Origin of the sequence: Sporolituus thermophilus DSM 23256 (genome assembly GCF_900102435.1) — a bacterium.
Taxonomy (GTDB): Bacteria; Bacillota; Negativicutes; order Sporomusales; family Thermosinaceae; genus Thermosinus; species Thermosinus thermophilus.
This window is the reverse complement of the sequence record NZ_FNBU01000041.1, coordinates 1-5610: the sequence shown is the minus strand read 5'-3', so window position 1 is coordinate 5610 and position 5610 is coordinate 1. Positions and strand designations below refer to the sequence as shown.

At 45.3% G+C, this 5610-nt stretch carries 6 protein-coding genes, 1 tRNA gene, 2 pseudogenes and 1 riboswitch; all 9 genes and pseudogenes read right to left on the bottom strand.

The window, feature by feature from the left end; genetic code table 11:
* Positions 1-209, bottom strand: a pseudogene (locus tag BLQ99_RS15100) (hypothetical protein); the annotation flags it as partial.
* Positions 210-378: 169 nt separating this feature from the next.
* On the bottom strand, positions 379-702 hold the full coding sequence (locus tag BLQ99_RS14570; RefSeq protein WP_093692230.1) for a GRAM domain-containing protein: 324 nt from the start codon (positions 700-702) through the stop codon (positions 379-381).
* A 635-nt stretch (positions 703-1337) separates the two neighbouring features.
* A tRNA-Val gene (locus tag BLQ99_RS14560) sits at positions 1338-1414 on the bottom strand.
* Between the two features lie 48 nt (positions 1415-1462).
* The gene (locus tag BLQ99_RS14555; protein WP_093692226.1) at positions 1463-2596 is read right to left on the bottom strand and encodes an acyl-CoA dehydrogenase family protein; all 1134 of its coding nucleotides are present in this window, start codon (positions 2594-2596) and stop codon (positions 1463-1465) included.
* A 128-nt stretch (positions 2597-2724) separates the two neighbouring features.
* The gene (locus BLQ99_RS14550) at positions 2725-3183 is read right to left on the bottom strand and encodes a DMT family transporter (RefSeq protein ID WP_245690530.1); all 459 of its coding nucleotides are present in this window, start codon (positions 3181-3183) and stop codon (positions 2725-2727) included.
* A 57-nt stretch (positions 3184-3240) separates the two neighbouring features.
* The gene (locus BLQ99_RS14545; RefSeq protein WP_093692222.1) at positions 3241-3975 is read right to left on the bottom strand and encodes an alpha/beta hydrolase; all 735 of its coding nucleotides are present in this window, start codon (positions 3973-3975) and stop codon (positions 3241-3243) included.
* A complete protein-coding gene (locus BLQ99_RS14540) occupies positions 3968-4411 on the bottom strand; it encodes a PaaI family thioesterase (RefSeq protein ID WP_093692220.1) in 444 nt (147 codons plus the stop codon). Before BLQ99_RS14540 ends, BLQ99_RS14545 begins: the two co-directional genes overlap by 8 nt.
* Before the next feature lie 125 nt (positions 4412-4536).
* On the bottom strand, positions 4537-5127 hold the full coding sequence (locus tag BLQ99_RS14535) for a 3D domain-containing protein (RefSeq protein ID WP_245690528.1): 591 nt from the start codon (positions 5125-5127) through the stop codon (positions 4537-4539).
* A riboswitch (cyclic di-AMP (ydaO/yuaA leader) is annotated at positions 5126-5271 on the bottom strand. Its footprint overlaps the gene before it by 2 nt.
* Before the next feature lie 108 nt (positions 5272-5379).
* Positions 5380-5610: pseudogene (locus BLQ99_RS14530) on the bottom strand (ISLre2 family transposase); the annotation flags it as partial.

Here is a 5610-nt window from a genome sequence, read left to right as displayed (position 1 = left end):
CATTGCCGGATAATCGCTCCAAACTGATTGCGTAGTGGTGCAGGCGGTGGTGCTTGACGCTTGTAGGTTGTGACATCTTCAAGCGACTGATACAGGATTTTCCGTATCGTTTGACGGGATAAACCGACTTCGCGGGATATCTGACGAATTGATTTTCGTTCTCTTATGTGCAGATCTTTGATATACTTATATGTGTCCACTTTGATCATCTCTTTCTCCTGCCTTCTGCTAAAAAGTTTGCCAACTTCTAGCATAGCAGGTTTGATGGTCAAGGTGGTCAACTTTTTCTCTAGCGTTTTTCGCTAAAGTGGTCAATTATTATGTTAGCAAATACATATGTTTTCCGATATAGTCAAAAAGCACCCTTTCGAGTGCTATTTATAAGCTATTTATCCTCTGTTGGATTGCATCAATCCATTCATCACGCTTATTGACAATGAACTTCAGACGGCGGTCTTTAATAGTTGTAATCGCAAAGGCATTGGGGATAAAAAAGAAGGTCTTTTCGGGCTTAATCGTCTCGACATGAGCAAGAGGAATTTCCTCAAAATATTTCTGGGTAATATTCAGCAAATACCCGACAAAGACGATACGGTCGGTTGTGAGATAGAGAGCTCCGTGCAGATTGTTGCCGTCATAGGACATATTCGCCAAGTCTTTCTTAAGAATTCTTTCGTTTTCTTCTAAGGGGAAACTGTACATTATGACTGTCCTCCAGCTGCTTTGTTTGGCAGTATAAATTCGTCGTAAAACCTCAGTTTTCCTCTACTTTTGTTAAGCAATACCGGAACAAAGACAGTTTTTAACACAAAGCACTGCGCTAGCAACTCTCCTTTATAGACCAGCTCCAATTGCCGTCACAAATAAAAAGGGCATTCACTCCTTGTTTCTCGCCATAGATGATTTGTACAAACTTTTTTCGCTGGTCTATTGGGCACAACAGGTGCTCAGACTTGGGGCCTTCGACTGCAGCATTCCGACCAACTTCCCGGTCTGTTGCCTGATTATGCCTGCAGTCGCCACAATCAGGCGCTAAACATTGGTGAACAAACCGACACATACCTCCTACCCCCCCCCCAAAAAGTTATACTATAAAAATAAAACCGTTAACAATAAGCATAACATTATCGTTAATTTAGTATACCCTACTATATATTATGCAATAACAATTATAAAATTCCTATCATTCTTGAAAAGAATAAAACATCCGGGGTATTAAAACCACTCGGAATAGCGTATACTTTTATTTGCTATAAACATCATGACAGACTCTCATTGCCAACCTTGACAAAAATAAAAAGCCTCGCAGGACTGAACCTGCAAGGCCCTAATTTCAGTGGTGGGGTTAAACGGACTCGAACCGCTGGCCTCTTCGATGTCAACGAAGCGCTCTAACCAACTGAGCTATAACCCCTTACGCACAATTAATTATATTACGGTAAACCCCGAATGTCAACACCTTTTAATATAAAATGTTATTAGCTATAACCAGCCGCTGAATTTGATTGGTGCCTTCATAAATCTGCATAATTTTGGCGTCACGCATATATTTCTCGGCAGGATAGTCGCGTGTATAGCCGTAGCCACCCAGTACCTGAACAACGTCGGTTGTTACCTTCATAGCCGTATCGGCGGCGAAGCATTTTGCCATGGCCGATTCTTTGGCATAAGGAAGACCCTGGTCTTTCATCCAACAGGCTTTGTAGACGAGCAAACGGGCAGCTTCAATTTGCATCGCCATATCGGCAATCATTGCCTGGACTAACTGGAAAGAAGCAATAGGTTTCCCAAATTGTTCCCGCTCGCGGGAATACTTAACTGCGAGCTCAAAAGCGGCTTGGGCAAGCCCTACGGAAACTGCGCCGACAAAAGGTCGAGCAGCATCAAGCGTCTTCATCGCAATCTTGAAACCTTCTCCTTCGCGGCCGATACGGTTGGCCGCGGGAATACGCACATTATCGAGAACTAGTTCACAGGTGTTAGACGCCCTGATCCCCATTTTGTCCTCTTCTTTGCCCACGGAAAAACCTGGTGTGTCCCGTTCTACAATAAAAGCGGTCAAACCACGAATACCAGCTGACTTGCGGGCATTCGCAAAGACTACGTATATGTCAGCAATACCACCATTGGTGATAAAGCATTTTGTCCCATTCAGCACATAATAGTCTCCATCCTTAACAGCCGAGGTAGCGACTGCCCCCGCATCCGAACCGGCGCCTGGCTCAGTCAGGGCAAAGGCCGCCATTTTACCGCTGTTAATAACAGAAAAAAACTTTTGTTTTTGTTCGTCAGTACCTGTGGTCAAAACCGGATAAGAAGCCAGCGCATTGGCAGCCACCGTTGTTGCTACTCCGGCGCATCCTTTGCCTAGTTCTTCGTAGATGAGAGCAATTGACACGGCATCTAAACCGGGACCATCATACTCTTCAGGCACCGTAAGATTCAGCATCCCCGCCTCATCCAGCTTTTTCAGCAGTTCCGGCCTGATTTCCCCGGTCTTGTCCATTTCCAGGGCATAGGGCGTAATTTCTTTGGCAACAAGTTCTTGGACCATTTTTTTTAAAGCTAATTGGTCGGGAGTAAAGTGAAAATCCATACCTCTCCTCCTTGTTTGGCGGAGTAATGCCAAAAATTTCTAAACATAGTATACCGTAGATTATTTTTTTTGTTAACACCCTTACGGAAAAAATTCAAATTAAAAATAACGAAGCTGAAATTGCTTCGTTACCTTATCAGCAGTTTGGCGCCCAGGGCCAAAAAAACAACCCCTACTAATTGTAGCCAACTACAGGGAGTTCGGTTAAGACCAAAACCGCCAAAATAATCAATAATTACTGCCGTCAACACCTGCCCAACAATGATGGCCGTCGTGGCATTGCATACGCCGACCCTAGGTATACTGGCTGCTACAAGATAAATGATAAAAACGCCGACAAGACCTCCCAAATAGGCATACCACGGAGCTTCCGGCAAAGCGGCGAGATTCCCTTTTCCAAAGCGAAACAAAAATAATAAAGCCAGCAAAATGATTGTACCGGTGACATGAACTACAAAGGTCGCTTCCAAAAGCCCGATTACTTTGCTTAAGGCAGCATTCAATGAACCCTGTATGGCCATCAGAACTCCGGAGATTAAGGCTAACAACAGCGCCAGCATATTGCCGGAAAGATCCAATGCATGCACGCTCCTTTTACCGAGAGTTGCGATCCACGCATCAGATAGTTTGCACCCGGCAAAGAATTATATACTGCCGGAACAAAACCACATTTTTAGCCACCGGAGTGTTGCCTCAATCGCTTGTTCGGAGTGCCCGGTAAAATGGTGATCAGCGCCATCGATAACAACCAACTCTTTCGGCGGCGCTGCCTGCTCATAAAGAGCGTGAGCCTGACTAAGCGGTACAATCTCGTCCTGGTTCCCGTGGACAATCAAGATTGGTATAGGCGGTAAGGACTGCAAAGTACCAAGCAATTCATGGCGGCTTAAATCATGGAGAAACTCCGGGCCTAGTTCCAGCTTCCCGTAATTATCACAAATATACAACCGTTCCCCCCTAACAAGCTTATCATATCCTTCGCCAAGGGCTAAGCGAAAGGTTGCGTGCAAATTACAGGGAGTAGCCCATAGACACAGGCCGGCGATATTTTTATCCTTCGCCGCAAAAACAAGCGAAGCACTTCCACCCATACTGCGGCCTAAAAGCAAGACACGATGAACAAATCGCCGGCAATAGTCGACGGCATAACCTACCTCGGAAATCTGATGTGATAATGACTGCAAAGGGGTAAAATCAAAGCGCAGCACAAAAATACCTAACTTTGCAGCCTCATTAGCTAGTTGTACGGCCTTGCCGCCCCCGTCTTTGGAGCCACGGAAACCGTGGCAGATAACCAAAGCACAGTTGCCGCCGCCATCAGGGCGGTGTAACACACCTGACAGATAACCGTGTTCCGTTGGAATCTGAACTTCAATCACGGTGATCACCTTTATCAAAAGCGCCAATAATGAAAAAAGTCCCCCGTGCTTTGGCCAATAAAAAGTCTTCAGCACAATCGCGCACGTCCGCTTCTACAACCATAGTACTTTTTCCTTTATGAACAACAGTTCCGATAGCTTTGACAACAGACTGCTGCTTCGCTCCGCGGATGTAATTGATATTCATATCGAGCGTTACCACTCGGTTGCCCAGCGTAGCACACGCCACTCCCATTGCCGTGTCGGCCAAGGAAGCTAGTGCCCCTCCATGAGCGACACCATAAAGATTTGTATGCTTCTCATAAATGACTGGCATGATCAACTCGGCCCGTCCCTCTTCAATTTTCGCTATTGAAATTTGCAGTAACCGTACATAGGGATTGCGATCATAAATGCTCTTTAAGTGCTCTTTAAGCCACTCTATGTTATTGCCCAAGACTAGTGCCTCCTCATATTATACCTTTGCATATCTTTCCCATAAATATTACTAGTACGGTACCTAGCTAATTTTTCCTTTATCAATACAAAATAAAAGCAAAAGAAAGACAGGCTGGCAGCCTGTCAATCAAGTACATAAACCGTTACGTGTTGTCTTCCAAACTGTAGTGCTTCTTCCCGACTTTCAAAGGCAAGGTCGATTTTGTTGCCTTTTATCGCCCCGCCAATGTCATCAGCGATAGCATAGCCGTATCCTGGAATATATAGGCGCGTACCGAGCGGAATGACCGCCGGGTCCACGGCAGCCAAACCTTTGCGCAGTAAATTGCCACGATAAGTATAGCTACCATTGCCGTCATCAAAACGAGTATAAGCAGTAGCTACCATGGTTAGAACCCTACTATACCGGCTAGGTTCAACCGCTGCCCGTTCTAAATAGCGGAGAGTGTCGTTTCCGACAACGCCATCGGCCACTAGTCCGTTATCACGCTGAAAATCCAGCACCGCACGCATAGTGGCACCGCCAAAAACGCCGTCAATTGCCCCGGCATAGTAGCCTTTATCGGCTAACATTTTTTGAAGGTACTGCACATCTTCTCCCTGGTCGCCTTGGCGAAGTAGTTTATCCCCCGGCGCAGCAAAGGCAACTGCGGCAAATAGCAGCATGAGCAGAGTAAGTACCGCTGCAAGGGTAATTTTTTTCAATTGTCTCACCTCTCTTTTTCTACGCCTCCGAGGTTAGCTGTCGGGTTAGGGTCAAAGAGAAGGACTAGAGAAAGAACCCTTCCGCCATTCTGGCGGATTCACCCCTGTATCTAGTGGGTCCCCCGTACCAAACGGATTCGGCGTTATTATAATTTTACTACAAATTGACTCTATAGTCAAAGGTATCTACAATCAAAGATAGTGTCAAGACATTGTAGGATTTTTTAGAAGACATACCATCACGGATGAGTTAACATAATATTAAGCATAGGCAAGCGAAAGCTCCCGCAAGACCTTATATAAGAAGTTTTTCGGCCCCTTTAATACAGGAATATTGTCATGTGTTTCACAGGTTGCTTTTGTTTTCTTTTGCCGTTCAACTTCTACAGTTTCTGCCGGGCTTGTTGTCATTATCTCAATTTTGTAATTTGTACGTTGTTGTCTTAGATATTCCTCGGCTACTGACTGACCATTTGCCTGACATACGCGTAT